The organism is Micromonospora marina, assembly GCF_900091565.1.
Taxonomy (GTDB): domain Bacteria; phylum Actinomycetota; class Actinomycetes; order Mycobacteriales; family Micromonosporaceae; genus Micromonospora; species Micromonospora marina.
This window is the reverse complement of record NZ_FMCV01000002.1, coordinates 350,800-368,886: the sequence shown is the minus strand read 5'-3', so window position 1 is coordinate 368,886 and position 18,087 is coordinate 350,800. Positions and strand designations below refer to the sequence as shown.

Below are 18,087 nucleotides of genomic sequence, written 5' to 3'. Positions count from 1 at the left end.
ATGGGACCTTCGATGACAAGCGACTCCCCCCTCGCCCCGCACTCCGGCCTGTCCACCGTGAAGGCCGCGAAGCTCGCCGCGGTCGGACTGCTGGCGGACCGCAAGGAACGCCGCGAGCTGGAACGGCCGGTGGAGGGGGGCGGTCGCCGGCTCACCCTGAAGGTGGAGCGGCCGATCTTCATCCTGGGCGCCCCGCGCTCCGGCACCACGTTCCTCGGCAGTTGCGTCGGCGCGCTGCCGGACGTGTCGTACCACTTCGAACCGCGCCTGACCAAGGCGGTCGCCCGCTGTGTCTACGAGGGAAGCTGGACGCCGCAGCGGGCCGCCCGCTACTTCCGCGGCTACTACGGGGCACTGCTCGCCGCGTCCGGGCACGGCGGGCTGCGCTTCGCCGAGAAGGATCCGGAGAACTGCTTCATCGTGCCGTTCCTGACCGAGGTCTTCCCGGACGCGGTCTTCCTGCACGTCTACCGGGACGGCCGGGACGTGGCGGTGTCGCACGCCGAGCAGCCCTGGCTGAACGCCGCGTCCACCGGTACCGGGCGCAGCGGCCGGGGCGGTACGCCGTGGGGCGCCGCGCCCCGGTTCTGGGTGGAGCCGGAGCGGCGCGACGAGTTCACGCAGGTCTCCGACCTGGGCCGGTCGGCCTGGATGTGGCGGCGGTTCACCGGCAGTGCGCTCACGCAGCTCGCCGAGCTGCCCGCGGAGCGGGTGCGGCACCTGCGGTACGAGGACGTCGTCACCCGTCCGGCCGAGGCGGCCGAGGTCGTGGCCGACTTCCTGGAGGTCCGTGACCCGGCCGGACGGGAGGCGCTGCACGCCCGCTTCGCCAAGGCACGGCCGGGCTCGGTGGGCCGCTGGCGGCAGCGACTGACCGAAAAGGATCTGGCCGATGTGATGGCTCAGGCCGAGCCGCTGCTGACGCGACTCGGCTACCCCGCCTGAACGCCGCGTCACGGGTAGAGTGCCAGGAGTCGCCCGCCCGGCCCGGCGAGCCTCTCCGCCCCCGCGGATCCGTCAGGGCCCTCATACCGTGGCCGGCGACCATCCTGGGGAGAGGTTGCGGTGGTACGACGGTTACGACTGACGATGGCTGCCGTGCTGGGCCTGGCTTTCCTGGCGCCGGCGGTGGCGGCCTGTGACATCGGCTCGGAGCGATCCGACGAGACGACCGCTGCGGCTCTGCCGCCGCCGACTGTGACACCGCGGACCGCCCCGGTCCGCACCACCGGGCGCGGGCCGGAGCCACCCGAGAAGGGTGCCTGGCTCGGCACCTGGGTCAAGCCGCAGTACCACAACGCCAGCGGGCGGGTCGCGGCGTTCGACGACTTCAACCGGGCGGCTGGCGGCAAGCTCGCCATCGCGCACATGTTCCACGAGTGGAACGAGCCGTTCCCGAGCGCCACCGAGAAGTTGTTCCAGGGCCGGGGCAAGCTTCAGATGATCTCGTGGCAGGGCACCGACACCCGGTCCACCGTCAGCGGCGTCTACGACGCGCTGATCCGGGAACGGGCGAAGGACGTCAAGGAGTTCGGCGTTCCGGTGCTGCTGCGCTACCGGTGGGAGATGGACCGGCCGAACCTGGCCGCGAGCATGCACTCGCCGGAGGACTACGTCGCCGCCTGGAAGCACGTCCGCGGCATCTTCACCGAGATGGGCGTCACAAACGCCGGGTGGGTGTGGTGCCCGCACGCGGACGGCTTCGCCGAGCCGCAGCGCCGGGCCGCCGCCTACTACCCCGGCGACGACCAGGTCGACTGGCTCTGCGCGGACGTCTACCCCAGTCCGGAGTGGAACAGCTTCTCCAATCGCATGGACCACTTCATGGCCTTCGCCAAGAAGCACCCGCGGCCGGTCATCATCGGCGAGTACGGCCTGACCCAGGACGGGCGGCCGGGCCAGCGGGCCGACTGGATGCGCGAAGTCGGTCCGTACCTGAAGAAGCACCCGCAGATCAAGGCTGCGGTCTACTTCGCGGCCCGGCAGACGGAGAAGCCCATCTACGACAGCACGTTCGGCGACGACCCGGAGAGCGAGCAGGTCTTCCGGGAGATGGCGACCGATCCGTACTTCCAGCCACCGCTGCCCGACCTGAGCGTTTCCTCAGGAACACCCTCCGTGTCCGAGGGCTGACCGTCGCTCGTCTTTTCGTGTAACCCGGTGCGTTTCCTCGGTCAAAAAGGGTCGACCCGGGTGGACGGGCGACGGCCGAATGCGAGAAGGTATTGCTCTCACGTCTGCGGTCGGTCGAGTGACGCCCCGCCTCATGTCGGCACCGACCACGATCGCAGCGCCTCCGACGTTTCCCCCCGGAGTAGCCTGTGGCTTCCTCGATCCTGAGACACCGCTCGGTGTCCGCCTTCGGCGCTGCCGTGCTCGGCATCGCCACCTTGTTCACACCGGTGCCGGCGCTCGCCGCGCCGGCCACGGTGCCCGCGCCCGACCACAACACGATGGTCGGCGAGGTGCCCTCGGACAAGACGCCGAACATCAACGACGGCAACGTCGTGGCCATCCACGACGCCGGCAGCAAGGTGATCGTCGGCGGTTCGTTCACCAAGGCACAGAACCGGGGTTCCTCACCCACCCCGGTCGAGCGCCGCGGACTCCTCGCCTTCGACAAGGCGACCGGCAAGATCGACAACGCGTTCGCGCCGGTGCTCGACGGTGACGTCACCGCCGTCGTCGCCGGCCCGACCCCGGGCACGGTCTACGTCGCCGGCAAGTTCAACAAGGTCGGTGACAAGAACTTCCGCAAGCTGGCCCTGCTGAACGTCGCGGACGGCACCCCCGTCGACGGGTTCAAGGGTCCGGCGTTCAACGGCACCGTCAACGACATCGCGCTCGTCGACGGCCACCTGCTGGTCGGCGGCATCTTCACCACGGTGACCGCGACGACCACCCGCAACGGGCTGGCCTCGCTCAACCCGACCACCGGTGCGGTGGACGACTACCTCACCGTGTCGCTGACCGAGAACCACAACTGGACCCCGACCAACAACGGCGCCTCGGCCGGTGTCGGCGTGGAGAAGTTCACCGTCTCCCCCGACGGCAAGCACCTCGTGGCGATCGGCAACTTCAAGAAGGCCGACGGCGTCGTGCACGACCAGATCGTGCGGATCAACCTGGGCGGAAGCTCGGCGACCGTCGCCGACTGGAACACCGACGGCTACTCCGCGGCCTGCAAGTACTCCGCGTTCGACTCCTGGGTGCGCGACATCCAGTTCTCCCCGGACAGCAAGTACTTCGTCGTGGTCACCACCGGCGCGTCGTACCCGGGCACGCTCTGCGACTCCGCGGCCCGCTGGGAGACCGCCGCCACCGGCGACGGCCAGAAGCCGACCTGGACGAACTTCAGCGGCGGCGACACCTTCCTCTCCGTCGGCATCAGCGAGAAGGCCGTCTACGTCGGCGGTCACTTCCGCTGGTCGAACAACCCGCTCGCCCGCGACAAGGCCGGACCGGGCGCGGTGCCGCGGGCCAGCATCGCGGCGCTCGACCCGGTGAGCGGCCTTCCGCTGTCCTGGAACCCGGGCCGCCATCCGCGCGGTTACGGCGTCACCGAGATGCTGGTGACCCAGGAGGGTCTCTGGCTCGGCAGCGACCAGGAGTACATCGGCGACTTCGAGTACCAGCGCAAGCGGCTCGCCTTCTTCCCGCTGGACGGCGGCAACACCCCGCACTCGACCAGCACCAAGGGGCTGCCGGGCGACGTCTACCAGGCCGGTCGCGCGGCGCAGACCGAGGTGCTCTACCGGGTCAACGCCGGCGGGCCGGCCATCCCGGCCACCGACGGCGGGCCGGACTGGGCCGCCGACAGCACCACCGAGCCCAGCCCGTACCACAACACGGGCAACCAGGTCACCAGCTACCCCACCAACGCGACGTTCGACCCGACCGTGCCGGCGAGCACGCCGGCCACGCTGTTCAACACGGAGCGGTGGGACGAGTCGACCGCACCGGACATGCAGTGGGACATCCCGGTCGCGGCCGGCACCCGGGTCGACGTCCGGATCTACATGGCCAACCGCTGGTCCGGCACCAGCAAGCCGGGTGCCCGCAAGTTCGACGTCAGCGTCGACGGCGTGCTCAAGCTGAACGACTTCGACCCGGTCGTCGCCGCCGGCGGGACCGACCGCGGCACCATGCAGTCCGTCTCGGTGGTCAGCGACGGCGTGGTCGACATCGACTTCGGCCGGGTGCTCCAGAACCCGCTGCTGCACGGCATCGAGATCGTCAAGACCGCGCCCACACCGGACGCCTCGGACGTGCTCTACCGGGTCAACGCGGGCGGCGACCAGCTGGCCGCGCCGAGCGGCCCGGCCTGGGCCGCGGACACCGCCGCCGCACCGAGCACCCACCACAACGCCGGCAACCAGGTGACCAGCTACCCGACGAACGCCTCGCTCGACGGCACGGTGCCGTCGGGCACGCCGGTCGAGCTGTTCAACGCGGAGCGGTGGGACGAGTCGCCCGCGCCGGACATGCAGTGGGACTTCCCGGTCCCGGCCGGCACGCCGGTGCAGGTGCGTCTCTACCTGGCGAACCGCTGGGCCGGCACCGCCACCGCCGGCAAGCGCAAGTTCAACGTGACGATCGACGGCGTGGTGAGGCTCAGCAACTTCGACCCGATCGCCGCGACCGGCGCCACCGACCGGGGCACCATGCGCGCGTTCCCGATCACCAGCGACGGCAACATCGACATCGACTTCGGCCGCGTCCTGGAGAACCCGCTGGTGCAGGGCATCGAGATCGTCAAGCTGCCCCCGGTGCCGCCGGCCACCACTGTCGACAGCATCATCAAGCGCTCGTACGACGGTGCGACCTCGGTCGGCAGCGCGATGTCGGTGCCGAACGCGGACAACACCCGCTGGTCGGGCGTCAAGGGCGCGTTCTGGGTCGGCGGTGACCTGTTCTACGGCGTCGGCGGCGACCTCTACAAGCGCTCGTTCGACGGCACCGAGTTCGGCACCCCGAAGAAGCTGGATCCGTACCACGACGCCAAGTGGGACCTGGTCGTCACCGGCTCCGCGCCGGAGGGCTCCACCTACGCCGGCATGACCAGCAACTTTACCGCGGAACTGCCGAACGTGACCGCGATGTTCTACAAGGCCGGACGGATCTACTACTCGCTGGCCGGTCAGAGCACGCTGTTCTGGCGCGGGTTCACGCCGGACACGGGCACCGTCGGCGCCGAGCGCAACACGGTCACCGGCACCACCGCCTTCGCCGACGCGGGCGGCCTGTTCCTGGACGGCGACACGCTCTACGTCGTCTCCCGGAGCACCGGCAACCTGTCCTCGATGGCGTGGTCCGACGGTGTGCCGACCGGCTCCGCCACGGTGCGCAGCGGTCCGGGCGTCGACGACGTGGACTGGCGCGGCACCTCGGTCTTCGTCGGCCCCTGACGGGCGGGCACGACCGGAACGGAACAGATACGACGATGGCCCGGCCGATATCGGCCGGGCCATCGCCCTTTCTCCGGCGCCGCTCGCGCCGGGAAGGATCAGGTACGGGTCGGCGCGTGCTCACCCGCCCAGACCCGCATCAGGTCCCGTACCGAGATCACTCCCGCCACCTCCCGGCCGTCGAGCACGACCAGGTGACGGAACCCGCCCCGGGCCATCGCCGCGGCTGCCTCCTCGACCGTCCAGTCCGGGCCGGCGTAGACGACGTCCCAGGTCAGATGGGCGCCGGTGCGTTCGACATCCGGATCGAGCCCGGCGCCGATCGCCTTCAGCACATCGCGTTCGGTCATGATCCCGATCCCTTCGGAGTCCGGGTCGATCACGACCGCCGACCCGACACCGCGGGCCGACATCATCCGGGCCGCCTGCCGGAGCGTGTGCTCCGGCCCGACCACGAGTACCTCGCTGGACATCGCTTCCCGTACCTGCATCACACATCACCCCTGTGGGACGGCGACTGAGTACGGACATGGTGGGCCATCGATGCGTACCGGGACAAGAACGGGCATCGCTCCGGACGGCCCGGATGGCTACTGTCGGAGGGTGCCCACCGAGCCCCTCCGCTGCACCGGCGCGCTGATCGTCGACGACGACGGCCGCATCTTCATCCAACGCCGATCCCCCGACCGACGCCTCTTCCCGAACTGCTGGGACATCGTCGGCGGCCACCTCGAACCGGGCGAGGAGATCGACGACGCGCTGCGCCGGGAGGTCAGCGAGGAGACCGGCTGGGCCGTGTCGCACGTGCTCGGCCTGGTCGGCGAGTACCGGTACACCGCCGACGACGGCCTGACCCGGGTGGAGACCGACTTCCTGGTCCGGGTCGACGGCGACCTGAGCCGGCCCCGGCTGGAGACCGGCAAGCACACCGAGTTCCGCTGGCTGGCGGAGTCGGAGATCGCGCTGCTCGATGAGCACCGGAACGTCAACGACGGGCTGATCCGGCGGATCGCCGAGGACGGCTTCGCCGCGCTGCGCTCGATCGGGCTGACGGGCTGAACCACTGCGGGTCCGTGCCCGGCGATATCCTCGCCGGGTGGAAACGGGTCGAGTAAAGGAGCGTGTCGGCATGATCGGGATGGTGCTCGCCGCAGGTGCGGGGCGCCGGCTGCGGCCGTACACCGACACCCTGCCCAAGGCCCTGGTGCCGGTCGACGGGGAAACCACCATCCTCGACATCGCGCTGCGCAACCTCGCCGAGGTGGGGCTGAACGAGGTCGTGATCGTGGTCGGCTACGCGGCTGACGCGGTCCGGCAACGCCAGGCCGCACTGGAGGAGAAGTACGGCGTCACGATCACCCTGGTCCACAACGACAAGGCCGAGGAGTGGAACAACGCGTACTCGCTCTGGCTGGCGCGGGAGCACTTCTCCCGTGGCGTGCTGCTCGTCAACGGCGACACCGTGCACCCGGTGAGCGTGGAGAAGACGCTGCTGGCCGAGCGGGGCCCGGGCATCCTGCTTGCCGTGGACACGCTCAAGCCGCTGGCCGAGGAGGAGATGAAGACCACCTTCGACGCCGCCGGCCAGCTCACCCGCATCACCAAGCTGATGGACCCGGGCGAGGCGTACGGCGAGTACATCGGTGCGACGCTCATCGAGCCGCAGGTGGCCGCGCCGCTCGCCGACGCGCTGGAGGCGACCTGGCGGCGTGACCCGAACCTCTACTACGAGGACGGCTACCAGGAGTTCGCCGAGCGCGGGGGCGAGGTGCGGGCGGCCCCGATCGGTGACGTCTCCTGGGTCGAGGTCGACAACCACGCCGATCTGGCCCGGGCGCGGGAGATCGCGTGCCGCTACTAGCCCGCAGCGTCCTCACCCCGCTGCACATCGACGTGCGGCGGGGTGCGGTGGCCGACCTGGCGGCGATCCTCTCCGACGGGCGGATCTCCGCCGGTGGCGACGTCGCAGTGGTGGTCGGGCCGGGGCAGGGCGAACGGATCGCCGAGCTGATCCGGCCGTCGCTGCGCTCGGCGGACGTGTTCACGGTGGCCGGGGGGACGCTCGACGCCGCCGACGACCTGGGGGCGAAGCTGCGCTCCCGGTCGTACGACGCGGTGGTCGGCATCGGCGGCGGCAAGACGATCGACGTGGCCAAGTACGCGGCGACCCGGCGCGGTCTGCCGATGGTGTCGGTGGCGACCGCGCTGGCGAACGACGGCATCGCCTCGCCGGTGGCGAGTTTGATCACCGAGGGCCTGAAGGGCTCCTACGGCGTGCACATCCCGATCGCGGTGATCGTGGACCTGGACTTCGTGGAGGCCGGGCCGGAACGGCACAACCGGGCCGGCATCGGCGACGTGATCAGCAACATCAGCGCGCTGGCGGACTGGGAACTGGCCCGGCGGGTCCGCGGTGAGCGGGTCGACGGGCTGGCCGCCTCGCTGTCGCGGGCCGGCGCCGAGGCGGTGCTCAACCACCCAGGCGACATGAGCGACGACGGCTTCGTCACGGTGCTCGCCGACGCGCTGATCTCCAGTGGCCTGGCGATGGCGATCGAGGGCACCAGCCGGCCGTGCAGCGGCGGCTGCCACGAGGTCATGCACGCGGTCGACGCGCTGTTCCCCGGCACCGCCTCGCACGGCGAACTGGCCGGGCTCGGCGCGTTGTTCTGCACGTTCCTGCGCGGCGACGAGCGCCGCTTCGCCGAGATGGCGGCCTGCCTGACCCGGCACGGGCTGCCCCGCCTGCCCGCCGAGGTCGAGCTGACCGACGACCAGTTCGTGGAGGCGGTGCAGTTCGCGCCGGCCACCCGTCCGGACCGCTACACCATCCTCGAACACCTCGCGATGTCGGCTACCGAGACGCGGGAGCGGCTGGCAGACTACGCCGGTGCCCTCCGCGACCACGTTGGCTGAGCCCCGTCCCACCGTCGCCGACTTCCACCGGGTCAACCGGGGAGGCGGCCTGTTCAGCGAGTCGATCAGCCAGTGGATCGGGGCGGCCTTCGCGCTGGCTGCCCAGCGCCTGGGGCTGCGCCCGACCGCGCTGACGCTGGCCAACCTGGTGCTGGGGCTGGCCGCCTCGATCACCGTGGTGGCGCTCGCCGACGACGTCGCAGCCGGCACCGTACCGGCCTGGGTGGTCGGGCTGGTCGCGCTTGTGGCCTGGCAGATCGCGTACGCGCTGGACTGCGCCGACGGGCAGCTCGCCCGGGTGACCGGTCAGGGCAGCGCGGCCGGCGCCCGGATCGACGTGCTCTGCGACGTGGCCGCCCAGATCGCACTGGTGGCCGCCATCGGTGCGACAGCGGTGGCGCAGCGCCCGTCCACGCCGGTATGGCTGGTGGCGGTGTTCGCCGGCACCTGGATGGTCAACCTGGTGACGTCGGTGATGCAGTCCGGGCCGAACGCGGCGAGCATGGTCACCTCGACCTCGCTCCCGGTGCGCCTGGTCAAGCTGGTCCGCGACTACGGCGCGGTGATCTTCGTGGCCGGCCTGGTGCTGGCCTTCGCGCCCGCGCTGGCGTTCTGGCTGATGGCCGCGTTCACCGTGGTCAACGGCGGTTTCCTGCTGGCCAGCATCGCCTTCTCCGCCCGCGCCTCCCTGCGGTAAGGAAGGGCCCCCTATTAACGCCTCGTGCATTGAAAGGGGCCCTTCCTAACACCTGGGTCAGCGCGCAGGCCGCCCCCTGGCCAGGCCCGCGTAGACGTCGATCAGGCGCTTGGTGATCACGTCGGGGTGGAAGGTGCGCTCGTAGCGGGACCGGGCTGCACCGGCGAGCATCCCCGCCTCGGCCGCGGCCAGCGGCAGCGCGGCGGCCAGCGCGTCCACCTCGGGTGCCACCACCCAGCCGGCCTCGCCGCGCTGCACCCCGGTCGGCAACGCGACCCGCCCGTCGCCCGGTACGGCGGTGGCCACCTCGGCCGGGCCGGTGCCGGCGGGCTCACGCGGGCCGTCCGCGCCCACCAGGTACGGGATGCCGCCGAGCGCGGTCCCGAGCACCGGCCGCCCGGCCGCCAGTGCCTCGATGATCACGGTGGGCAGCACGTCGTGCCAGGTGGAGGTGGCCAGCACCACGGAGCTGTCGGCGAGCGCCGCGCGTACCCCGGAGCGGTCGAGCTGGCCCAGGTAGAACACGTCGGGCCGCTCGGCGGCGGCCGCCTCGGCGATCGGACGCAGCTCGCCGTCACCGGCGACGCGCAGCGGGCCGAGCGCACCCACCGGGTGCCGCCGCCACGCCGCGAGCAGCAGGTCCAGGCCCTTCTCCGGGCTGAGGCGCCCCATGAAGAGGAAGCCGTTCCCGGCCGGCGCCGGGGTGCCGGGGTCGGGCACCGCGTTCGGCTTGACCACGATCCGCTCGTCCGGGATGCCGTAGTCGCGCAGATGATCAGCGACGGCCGTGGTCAGCGCGACGTACCGGTCCACCGACTTCCACGTGGGGCGGTGCACGGCGAGGGTCGTCGCCATCAGCGCGCTCTGCGCCCGGGAGTCGCGGTAGCAGCGGTGCACGATCGCCGGCACTCCGAACGCCCGGCCCCGGCAGTCCTGGCAGATCACACCGTCGCGGAAGTAGAGGCCCGAGGAGCAGACCTGCCGGTAGTTGTGCACCGTCTGCACCACCGGCACGCCGCGCCTGTGCGCGGTCCGCACCACCCAGGGCGAGAGCAGAGGGTACGGGTTGTGCAGGTGCAACACGTCCGGCCGGTGCTCGGTGAGCAGGCGGTCGAGGTCGTGCTGGGCCTTCGGCGCCCAGATCGGCGAGATCGGCAGCAGCGCCTTGGCCGGCTTGGACATCGACGGGATCTCGTCCGAGCTGCGCAGGAACGGCAGCACCTCCACACCGGCGGCGGTGAGCTGGGCGATCTCCGCGTCGACGATGGTGTTCTCGCCGGAGGGCTGGGCTTCCCGGTACCGGTTGTGCGCCACCACGATTCTCACGGGAAAGAAGGCTACCGTTGGACGATGCCCGAACTTCCGGAGGTGGAAGCGCTCGCCGGTTACCTGCGCGAGCGTGCGGTGGGCCGCCGCGTCGAGCGGTTCGAGGTCGCCGCGATCAGCGCGCTGAAGACGTACGACCCGCCGCCGAGCGTGGTCGCCGGCCGTACGGTCACCGGCGCCGGCCGGTACGGCAAGTTCCTGGACGTCCGGTTCGACGAGGGACTGCACCTGGTGGTCCACCTGGCCCGGGCGGGCTGGCTGCACTACCGGGAGGCGTTCCCGACGGCGACCCCGCTGCGGCCCGGCAAGGGCCCGATCGCGGTGCGGGTACGCCTCGATGACGGCTCCGGCTTCGACCTGACCGAGGCCGGCACCCAGAAGAAACTGGCCGCCTACCTGGTCACCGATCCGGCGCAGGTGCCGGGCGTGGCGAAACTCGGGCCGGACGCGCTGGAGGCGGACCTGCCGACCTTCGCCGAGCGGCTGCGCAGCCGCCGGGGTCAGGTGAAGGGTGTGCTGACCGACCAGTCGGTGCTGGCCGGGGTGGGGAACGCGTACTCGGACGAGATCCTGCACGCGGCGCGGCTGTCGCCGTTCGCGATCACCGACCGGCTGACCGACGACCAGCTCGCCGGTCTGCACGCGGCGACGCGCGCGGTCCTCGGCGACGCGGTGAGCCGGTCGATGGGGCAGCGGGCCGCGGAGCTGAAGGGCGAGAAGCGTTCGGGCCTCAAGGTACACGCCCGGAAAGGCATGCCCTGTCCGGTCTGCGGCGACACCGTGCGGGAGGTCTCGTTCGCCGATTCGAGCCTCCAGTACTGCCCCACCTGTCAGACCGGCGGCAAGCCGCTGGCTGACCGAAGGTTGTCCCGCCTCGTACGGTGAGTAACCGGATTCGCCGGTTACCGAGTGGAATCGACCCGCGATCACCGAAGGTCCGGTCCGCCCCTCTACCCGAGCCGTCATCCATCGGTATAGTGGCTCGGTCCCCGGCTTCACAACTGATTCGGAGCCGGCCAGATCTCACCGAGTACCAACGGAACGGCTTCCTCGCGGGGGCCGGTCCGGACCGGGCCCGCGTGGGAGACTGGGACGGTGAGCGACCCGGGTCCTCACGGCGAGTGAGGGCGCGGGTCATGCGGGAGGACATGGGTTGAGGTGACGACAAGCCTCCAGCGCCCGGTAACCGACAGAGGCCGGAGCAAGAGCGTGCGGCACGTCGACAGCTTTGAGATCCAGCCGCCGACTCCGCCGTCGCACAACGGCGTACCCCGGTTGGCGTGGGCCCGCGCGCGGCGCCGGGTGTCCCGCTGGCACCGGCCCTACATTGCGATCCTGCTGCTGCTCGACTTCGGCGCGGCCGCCCTGGCCAGCTTCCTGGCCGTGCAGATCTTCGAGCAGGCCGACTCCGGCTTCAAGAACGCCCCCCAGGCGTGGTTCTACACAGTGGCGTTCCTGCTCCTGCCGCTCGGCTGGGTGCTCTTCCTGTGGGGCAACCGGACGTACGACCGGCGCTACCTGGGCCTCGGGCCGGACGAGTACAAGCGGGTCATTCGCTCCGGCGTGGCGGTGGCCGCCACCGTCTCGTTCCTGGCCTTCGCCACGGTGACGTCGCTGTCCCGGTGGACGGTCGGGTTCGCGTTGCTCGGTGCCATGCTGCTGATCCTGCTCGGTCGGATGATCGCCCGGGCCGGCCTGCACACGCTGCGTCGCCGCGCCGGTCACGCCGGACACCGGATGGTGCTCGTCGGCACGCTTCCGGAGTGCCTGGAGGTCTTCACCACTGTCACCCGGAACCCGTCCGTCGGCCTCGTGCCGGTGGCCATCCACCTCACCGACGGGTACGCCGCCGCGCGCGGCCTGGAGACCCCGGTGCCGGTGTACGCGGGCCGGGACGTGCTGGCCCTGGTCCGCGAGGTCGGCGGCGACACGATCGCGGTCTGCGGCTCGGCCAGCGCCGAGCCGGGCGAGCTGCGCCGGCTGGCCTGGCAGCTGGAGGGCTCCGGCGTCGACCTGGTGGTCGCGCCCCAGCTCACCGACATCGCCGGCCCCCGGGTGCACATCCGCCCGATCGAGGGCCTTCCGCTGCTGCACGTCGAGGAGCCGACCCTGTCCGGGCCGGCGCTGCTGGCCAAGAACCTGATGGACCGGGTCGCCGCCGGGTTGGGCCTGCTGCTGCTGGTCCCGCTCTTCCTCGCCGTCGCCGTCGCCATCCGGATCTCCGACCGCGGGCCGGTCTTCTTCCGCCAGCCCCGAGTTGGCCACGAGGGGCGGACGTTCCGGGTCTGGAAGTTCCGGACCATGTACGTCGACGCCGAGGAGCGGCTGGCCGGCCTGGTCGACCGGAACGAGACCGACGGCATGCTGTTCAAGATGAAGCAGGACCCCCGGGTCTTCCCGGTGGGCCGCTTCCTGCGTGCCACGTCGCTGGACGAGCTGCCCCAGCTGATCAACGTGCTCTGGGGTGAGATGTCGCTCGTCGGTCCGCGCCCGCTGCCCGCCGACGACGGCGACTTCCTCGGCGACGTGCGGCGCCGGCTGCTCGTCCGTCCGGGCATGACCGGTCTGTGGCAGGTCTCCGGCCGCTCCGACCTGTCCTGGGACGAGGCGGTCCGGCTCGATCTCTACTACGTCGACAACTGGTCGCTGGCGTACGACCTGAGCATCCTGTGGCGGACCGTGGGCGTGGTACTGGCCCGCAAGGGCGCGTACTAGCGCTACCGGCCGGCACCCGGCAGGATCGCTGCGTGGGTGGCAACCTCTCCGCCGTCTTCGCCGTCGTCTCGCTGGTCACCGCACTGGCCGCGGCGCTCTGGGCGGTGCTGCGGCTGCGCGGCCGGCGGGGCATCGCCACCGCCACGCAGCGGGCCACGTACGAGGTGCTGCACACCGCGGGACTCGCCGCCGAGCCGCTGCGCGCCGGCCTGACCGCGGCGGACGCGGCGAAGGCCGTACGCCATCTGCGGGCCCTGGTGGGCGCGGCCGGGCTGGCGCTGACGGACCGGAACGCGTTGCTCGCGGTCGACGGGCAGGGCGCGCACCACGGCGACCAGCTGGTCGCGGCGGCCCGGCGGGCGGCCGAGGCCGGGCGCTCCACGGTGCTGGGCGAGTCGGACCTGCGCTGCGATCTGGTCGACTGCCCGGTCCGCGGCGCGGTGGTGGCGCCGCTACGCGCGGACGGGCGGGTGGTCGGGGCGCTGGTGGCGGTGGCCGACGAACGCCCGGCTCCGGGTCTGGTGCAGGCGACCCTGGAGACCGCGCACTGGGCGGGTGACCAGCTCGCGCTGGCCGAGCTGGAGTCGTCGCGGGAGCGGCTGGCGCGGGCCGAGGTACGCGCGTTGCGCGCCCAGATCAGCCCGCACTTCATCTACAACGCGCTCACCGCCATCGGTTCGTTCGTGCGCACCGACCCGGAGCGGGCGCGAGAGCTGATCCTGGAGTTCGCCGAATTCACCCGGTACTCGTTCCGGGCGCACGGCGAGTTCACCACGCTCGCCGAGGAGCTGCGCTCGATCGACCGCTACCTGACCATCGAGCGGGCGCGCTTCGGTGAGCGGCTCCAGGTGCGACTTCAGATCGCGCCGGAGGTGCTGCCGGTGACGCTGCCGTTCCTCTGCCTCCAGCCGCTCGTGGAGAACGCGGTACGCCACGGGTTGTCCCGCAAGCCGGGCACCGGCATGGTGAGCATCGAAGCCCGGGACGCGGGCGCGGAGTGCCACATCACGGTGGAGGACGACGGGGTGGGAATGGATCCGACGACGCTCACCGCCGGCATCGCCGAGGTGTCCGGCGCGGCCGGCGACCCGGCCGACGACCCGGGGCAGCACGTCGGCCTCTCGAACGTGGACGAACGGCTCCGGTCGGTCTTCGGGGACGGTTTCGGCCTGGTCGTGGAGACCGGCCTGGGTTCGGGTACGAAGGTCAGCATGCGCGTGCCGAAGTTCCATCCGGGCGTCCGGGCGTCGTCGTGACCGTCACCGGCACCGGTTTCCTCCGGGTGCTGGCGGTGGACGACGAGCCGCCCGCGCTCGACGAGCTGGCGTACCACCTGCGCGCCGATCCCCGGGTGGCCCGGCTGCACACGGCCGGGGACGCGACCGAGGCGCTGCGCGTGCTGCGCGACGACGACGTCGACGTGGTGTTCCTCGACATCCGGATGCCCGGGCTGGACGGCATGGAGCTGGCCCGGGTGCTGCGCCGGTTCGCCCGGCCGCCGGCGATCGTGTTCGTCACCGCGTACGACGACGGCGCGGTGGACGCGTTCGACCTGGGCGCCACCGACTACGTGCGCAAGCCGGTACGCGCCGAGCGGCTGGCCGAGTCGCTGCGCCGGGTGATCGGCTCCCGGGTGGTGCCGTCGCATCCGGCCGCGCTGGCCCGGTCGGAGGAGGATCCGACCATCCCGATCGAGCTGGCCGGCACCACCCGGATGCTGCCCCGCTCGGCGGTGCGGTGGGTGGAGGCGCAGGGCGACTACGCGCGGCTGCACACGGCGGAGGGGTCGCACCTGGTCCGGGTCTCGCTGGCGACGCTGGCCGAGCGCTGGGCGGACGCCGGGTTCGTCCGGATCCACCGCTCCTATCTGGTTCAGCTGCGGCTCATCGCCGAGCTGCGGCTGGTCAACTCCGGCTACGTGGTGGTGATCGACGGATCCGAGCTGCCGGTGAGTCGCCGGCACACCCGGGAGCTGAAGGACAAGCTGGTCCGCGCCGCGAAACAGGACTGGAGCCGCTGAGGAACGGGGGTGTCGGGAGCACTGACGTACAATGTACGGCAGACCGTACGTCAGGGTGGAGGACCGCATGTCCGACGACCGCTTCGACGCCGCTACCGAGTTCGACCGCCAGCTCGACCGCCTCGTGCAGCTCGGGTACCCGGCACCGGCCGGGCAGACCGAGAATGAGTTCCGGGCGCTGCTCACCCCGCTGCGCGACGCGGCGGTGACCGGCTCCGCCGGGTCGGCCGGTCCCACCGACGCCCGGGTGCCGTTCCTGCTGGTGACCACGCGGGAACTGGTGCCGGTGCCGGAACGGATCGCGCTCACCACGCTCGCCGGCAAGCGCAAGACCGGCGTCCTCGACCGGAACTTCCCCGCCGACGACCTGCCCACCTTCCACCCGATCAAGGAGCTGGAGGTGCCGCCCGGGCCCGCGTACCTGCTCTTCGACGTGGACCGGGGCGAGGAGTACCGCAACGTGCCGCCGTCGGCCGCGCTCGAGGACATGACCACGAAGGACCGCCTGCCGATCACCATCGACGAAGGGCTGGCGTTCGTCACGCTGCACCCACAGGCGCTCGCGAGCAACAGGTGCTTCTCGCTCGTGGGGTCGCGCTGCGGCGACCGGCGGGTGCCCGCGCTGTGGATCAGCCAGGGTGCGCCGAAGCTCGGGTGGTGCTGGTTCGGCAACCCGCACACCTGGCTCGGCTCGGCGACCGCGAATCCGGTACGGGTGGGGCTGAGCTGACGCTGTCCACAACGACTCCACGTCATCCACCGGGTTATCCACAACCGTGAAGCGTTATCCACAGGTTGTGCACAGGGCTCGGAACCGTGCTCTTGACAATCCCGCTCAGCGGGCGAGACTGCCGGGGGTGACCGGAGCCGAGGAACAGCAACCGTCGGGGCGGCCCGCCGAGGCCGCCCCGGTTCCCGGCCCGCGCGCCTCCACACCGGCCGGCGAGCCGGAAAGCGGACCGGCCACCGCGCCGAAGCGGACCCGGATCGTGCTGGCCGAGGTCTCCCGGACGGGCGACCCGGCCGACCGCACCCGGTCCGAGCTGACCCAGCAGACCCCGGTCGGCGAGACGCTCGTACAGGGTCTGATGCGCGCCCAGCTCTCCCTCGCCCTGCGGCTCAGCCTGCTGGTGCTGATCGGGCTCGGCGGCCTGCCCTGGCTGTTCGCCATCGCGCCCGCCGTCGGCCGGGTCACGGTGCTCGGGGTCAACCTGCCGTGGCTGCTGCTCGGTGTCGTGTCCTTCCCGTTCCTGATCGTGGTCGGCTGGGCGTACGTGCGGCTGGCCGAACGCAACGAGCAGGACTTCGTCGACCTGATCCGACGGCCGGAACGCTGATGTCCAACGGCTACGTGGTCCCGGCGATCGTCGCCGTCACCCTGGTCACCGTCGGCATCGGCTTCTACGGGCTGCGGCTGGCGCGGACCACCTCGGACTTCCTGGTCGCGTCCCGCGCCGTCAGCCCGACCTGGAACGCCGCCGCGATCGGCGGGGAGTACCTGTCGGCGGCGAGCTTCCTCGGCGTCGCCGGGCTGATCCTCAAGTACGGCGTGGACGTGCTCTGGTACCCGGTCGGCTTCGCCGCCGGATACCTCGCACTGCTGCTGTTCGTGGCCGCGCCGCTGCGCCGCTCCGGCGCGTTCACACTGCCCGACTTCTGCGAGGTACGGCTCGGCTCCCGCCGGCTGCGCACGCTCGCCACCGTCTTCGTGATCTTCATCGGCTGGCTCTATCTGGTGCCGCAGTTGCAGGGCGCCGGGCTGACGCTGGCCACGCTCACCGGCTCGCCGTACCCGCTCGGGGCGCTGCTCGTCGCCGTGGTGGTCACCGCGAACGTGGCGCTGGGCGGCATGCGGGCGATCACCTTCGTGCAGGCGTTCCAGTACTGGCTGAAGCTCACCGCACTCGCCGTACCCGCGATCTTCCTGGCGTTGCAGTGGCAGGCCGACGCCCGCCCGGCGGTGACTCCGCCCGACGGGCCGACGTTCCGGACCGCGACCACAGTGGTGGTCGAGCACCGCGCGACGCTCACCCTGCCCGACGGCGACATCCGGGAGGTACGCCCCGGCGACCGCCTGGAGTTCGCCGCCGGTGACCCGGTGCCGGAGGTGTCCGGCGCGGCTACCGGCGCCACCGAATGGCTGCTGCCGGACACCGCGGGCGAGGACGACCGGGGACTGTTCGCCACGTACTCGCTGATCCTGGCCACGTTCCTCGGCACGATGGGCCTGCCGCACGTGCTGGTCCGCTTCTACACCAACCCCGACGGCGCCGCCGCCCGCCGCACCACGCTGGTGGTGCTGGCGCTCGTCGGCGTCTTCTACCTGCTGCCCACCGTCTACGGCGTGCTGGGCCGCATCTACACCCCGCAACTGCTGGTGAGCGGCCAGACCGACGCGGTGGTGGTGCTGCTGCCCGGGGCGGCGCTCGGTGACGGCACGACCGGCCGGCTGCTGGCCGCGCTCGTCGCGGCCGGGGCGTTCGCGGCGTTCCTGTCCACCTCGTCCGGCCTGCTCACGAGCGTCGCCGGGGTGATCTCCACGGACGTGCTGGGACGCGGCTCGGTGCGCGGCTTCCGGATCGCCACGGTGATCGCCGGCGCGGTGCCGGCGGTACTCGCCCTGAACGTCTCCGGGCTGGACGTGTCGCAGGTGGTGGGGCTCGCGTTCGCGGTGGCCGCGTCCAGCTTCTGCCCGCTGCTGGTGCTCGGCATCTGGTGGCGCGGCCTGACCGACCTGGGCGCCGCCGCCGGGGTGCTGGTCGGCGGCGGCGCGGCGGTCGGTGCGGTGCTGCTCACCGTGCTCGGCCCGCCGCTGAGCGGGTGGCCGGCGACGCTCACCACCCAGCCGGCCGCGTGGACGGTGCCGCTGGCGTTCACCGTCATGGTGGTGGTGTCGATGGCGAGCCGGCGGCGGCTGCCCCGCGACGTCGGCGCGACAATGCTCCGCCTGCACACCCCGGAGTCGCTCCGCTTGTAAGGAAGGGCCCCCTCTTAACGCCTGCGGT

General features: G+C 71.7%; 16 protein-coding genes. 14 read left to right on the top strand and 2 right to left on the bottom strand.

Annotation, left to right across the window (positions count from 1 at the left end; genetic code table 11):
- Positions 1–12: 12 nt before the first annotated feature.
- The 3 genes from GA0070215_RS04300 to GA0070215_RS04290 all read left to right on the top strand — a co-directional run bounded on the left by GA0070215_RS04300 (position 13) and on the right by GA0070215_RS04290 (position 5,408).
- Positions 13–945, top strand: a complete 933-nt coding sequence (locus GA0070215_RS04300; protein ID WP_091041955.1) for a sulfotransferase family protein — start codon at positions 13–15, stop codon at positions 943–945.
- Positions 946–1,089: 144 nt separating this feature from the next.
- A complete protein-coding gene (locus tag GA0070215_RS04295; protein WP_091041951.1) occupies positions 1,090–2,133 on the top strand; it encodes a glycoside hydrolase family 26 protein in 1,044 nt (347 codons plus the stop codon).
- A gap of 188 nt (positions 2,134–2,321) precedes the next feature.
- Entirely contained in the window at positions 2,322–5,408 is a 3,087-nt protein-coding gene (locus GA0070215_RS04290; RefSeq protein WP_091041947.1) for a malectin domain-containing carbohydrate-binding protein, read from the top strand.
- 98 nt (positions 5,409–5,506) lie between these two features.
- Here GA0070215_RS04290 and GA0070215_RS04285 read toward each other — a convergent pair whose 3' ends face one another.
- Positions 5,507–5,899 (bottom strand): CBS domain-containing protein, encoded by a 393-nt coding sequence (locus tag GA0070215_RS04285; protein ID WP_091041944.1) that lies wholly within the window; start codon positions 5,897–5,899, stop codon positions 5,507–5,509.
- 112 nt (positions 5,900–6,011) lie between these two features.
- Between GA0070215_RS04285 and GA0070215_RS04280 the strand changes: the two genes are divergently transcribed.
- The 4 genes from GA0070215_RS04280 (at position 6,012) to GA0070215_RS04265 (ending at position 9,021) form a co-directional block, all read left to right on the top strand.
- On the top strand, positions 6,012–6,467 hold the full coding sequence (locus GA0070215_RS04280) for an NUDIX domain-containing protein (protein ID WP_244166848.1): 456 nt from the start codon (positions 6,012–6,014) through the stop codon (positions 6,465–6,467).
- A 70-nt stretch (positions 6,468–6,537) separates the two neighbouring features.
- Positions 6,538–7,269, top strand: a complete 732-nt coding sequence (locus GA0070215_RS04275) for a phosphocholine cytidylyltransferase family protein (protein ID WP_091041939.1) — start codon at positions 6,538–6,540, stop codon at positions 7,267–7,269.
- Entirely contained in the window at positions 7,257–8,324 is a 1,068-nt protein-coding gene (locus GA0070215_RS04270; protein ID WP_018787434.1) for an iron-containing alcohol dehydrogenase family protein, read from the top strand. Before GA0070215_RS04275 ends, GA0070215_RS04270 begins: the two co-directional genes overlap by 13 nt.
- Entirely contained in the window at positions 8,299–9,021 is a 723-nt protein-coding gene (locus tag GA0070215_RS04265; protein WP_018787435.1) for a CDP-alcohol phosphatidyltransferase family protein, read from the top strand. The genes GA0070215_RS04270 and GA0070215_RS04265 overlap by 26 nt, the downstream gene beginning before the upstream one ends.
- A 57-nt stretch (positions 9,022–9,078) precedes the next feature.
- Here the strand turns inward: GA0070215_RS04265 and GA0070215_RS04260 are convergent, their stop codons facing one another.
- On the bottom strand, positions 9,079–10,347 hold the full coding sequence (locus GA0070215_RS04260) for a glycosyltransferase family 4 protein (protein ID WP_091041936.1): 1,269 nt from the start codon (positions 10,345–10,347) through the stop codon (positions 9,079–9,081).
- A 24-nt stretch (positions 10,348–10,371) separates the two neighbouring features.
- Between GA0070215_RS04260 and GA0070215_RS04255 the strand changes: the two genes are divergently transcribed.
- The 7 genes from GA0070215_RS04255 (at position 10,372) to GA0070215_RS04225 (ending at position 18,059) form a co-directional block, all read left to right on the top strand.
- On the top strand, positions 10,372–11,232 hold the full coding sequence (locus tag GA0070215_RS04255; RefSeq protein WP_091041933.1) for an Fpg/Nei family DNA glycosylase: 861 nt from the start codon (positions 10,372–10,374) through the stop codon (positions 11,230–11,232).
- Between the two features lie 324 nt (positions 11,233–11,556).
- Positions 11,557–13,062 (top strand): sugar transferase, encoded by a 1,506-nt coding sequence (locus GA0070215_RS04250; RefSeq protein WP_091041929.1) that lies wholly within the window; start codon positions 11,557–11,559, stop codon positions 13,060–13,062.
- A 32-nt stretch (positions 13,063–13,094) separates the two neighbouring features.
- Positions 13,095–14,318: a sensor histidine kinase gene (locus GA0070215_RS04245; protein ID WP_091041926.1), complete on the top strand. Its 1,224-nt coding sequence runs from the start codon at positions 13,095–13,097 to the stop codon at positions 14,316–14,318.
- Entirely contained in the window at positions 14,315–15,082 is a 768-nt protein-coding gene (locus GA0070215_RS04240; RefSeq protein WP_091041922.1) for a LytR/AlgR family response regulator transcription factor, read from the top strand. Before GA0070215_RS04245 ends, GA0070215_RS04240 begins: the two co-directional genes overlap by 4 nt.
- A gap of 67 nt (positions 15,083–15,149) precedes the next feature.
- Positions 15,150–15,812: a DUF5701 family protein gene (locus GA0070215_RS04235; protein ID WP_231394837.1), complete on the top strand. Its 663-nt coding sequence runs from the start codon at positions 15,150–15,152 to the stop codon at positions 15,810–15,812.
- 256 nt (positions 15,813–16,068) lie between these two features.
- On the top strand, positions 16,069–16,419 hold the full coding sequence (locus GA0070215_RS04230; RefSeq protein ID WP_051090505.1) for a hypothetical protein: 351 nt from the start codon (positions 16,069–16,071) through the stop codon (positions 16,417–16,419).
- Positions 16,419–18,059, top strand: coding sequence for a sodium/solute symporter (locus GA0070215_RS04225; RefSeq protein ID WP_018787445.1), 1,641 nt, complete (start codon positions 16,419–16,421; stop codon positions 18,057–18,059). Before GA0070215_RS04230 ends, GA0070215_RS04225 begins: the two co-directional genes overlap by 1 nt.
- Positions 18,060–18,087: the final 28 nt, after the last annotated feature.